This is a genomic window from Lysinibacillus mangiferihumi, from assembly GCF_003049665.1.
Lineage (GTDB): Bacteria > Bacillota > Bacilli > Bacillales_A > Planococcaceae > Lysinibacillus > Lysinibacillus mangiferihumi.
The window spans coordinates 1-1464 of the sequence record NZ_PYWM01000093.1 but is presented as its reverse complement, the minus strand read 5'-3'; the positions used below and the strand labels follow the sequence as shown (position 1 = coordinate 1464).

The 1464-nt window shown below is 38.7% G+C and carries 1 protein-coding gene; it reads right to left on the bottom strand.

What is annotated here, in order from left to right; translation table 11 throughout:
- Positions 1-37: 37 nt before the first annotated feature.
- A protein-coding gene (locus C9J37_RS27615) for an IS3 family transposase (protein WP_235617284.1) occupies positions 38-1368 on the bottom strand; the annotation gives its coding sequence in 2 pieces (ribosomal slippage) (positions 38-984 and positions 984-1368; 1332 coding nt in all).
- Positions 1369-1464: the final 96 nt, after the last annotated feature.

The following is a 1464-nucleotide window of genomic DNA, read 5'->3' as shown; positions in this document are numbered from 1 at the left end:
TAAAGTGTACCCTTTGTAAAGGACATTTTGAAAAAGCCTAGGCAACTTGTTGAAGCTGCTGTCTGTATTTTACAGGCGGCAGCTTTTTTAAATTCCACTGACCTCGATAATGATTGTAATACGTCATATAACGCTTAATCTCTCGTTTTACTTCTTCTAATGTTTCGCACTCCTTTAGATTGGTTTCATCTTTAAAATGCCCAAAGAATGATTCTTGGGGCGCATTATCCCAACAGTTTCCTTTGCGCGACATGGACTGTCCTAAGCCCATTTTCTTCACAAGCTTTTGGAATTGGGGGCTCGTATAATGAACACCTTGATCGGAATGGATAAAGGCATCTTCTGTTAAATGGTGATGTTTCTTTAATTTATAAAGCGTACGGAGCACAATTTCCATATTTAAGGAAGAAGATACTTCATACGCTAAAATTTCATTTGTTTCAGCGTCTTTAACTGTTGATAGATAAGCCCGTTTACCGCCTTTGTAAGTTAAATACGTGATATCGGTTAACAGCACTTTTCCTACGATGCCTTGTTTGAAATGACGATTTAATTTATTTTCGCAAGCTCTATGTTCTTTCGTTGCTTTCGCCATGCGACGTGCAGGATTCGCTTTTCGAATGGGACAGATAATTTTAAATTTCTTCATTATACGGCGTATGCGTTTCAAGTTGTATGTCATGCCATACTGATTTTGAAGCGTCATTTTAATTTGACGCGCTCCTTTTTTGCGTCCTCGGAAATGATAGGCCTTTAAAATGATTTTCATTATGACTTGATCTGCTTGTTCCTGTGTAGCGCGCTTTTGCGCAGATTTTTCCGTAAAGTAATTGTAATAACCTGAACGAGAGACTGCCATTACTTCGCAAAGATAGCTCACCATACGCTTCAATTTATACTTTTTAATCGTTTGGTGGATCAGTTCAAATTTTAATTCTGGTGCGATTTTTATTTCTTCTTCAACATCTGCCTTTCGAGTAGATCGAGCTTTTTTAGCAGTTCATTCTCCGCCTCAAGTAAACGGTTTTTGGCTTCTAATCGTGCTATCTTTTCCTCCAATGTGAACTCACGCTCTGATGGTCTACCTGAGTTCGTTTTACGTGTATCTTGTAAACCTTCCACACCAGCTTTACGGAAAGCGGCCCGCCAACGTTTTCCGGCAGCTTTCGCACGTTCCACACCCATTAATTCAATATCAAGGCCCGCCTCTTCAAATATTTCGCGTGGCAGTTTCCCTTTCTCATTTTCCGAAATAAAGTGACGTTTAAATTCATCGGTATATGTGATCGCCTTTTCACTCACTGCTTGCACATAAGGATTACATGTTAGCTGTTCTTGTTCTTTTTTTGTGAATAATCTTTTTGTCATTAGTTCCGCTCCAACATCTTTTTTTCTCATTATAAACAAAAAGCCCCTATCAGTAGGACTTTTTTCAAAGTGTCTATCTGATAGGGTACATTTTAT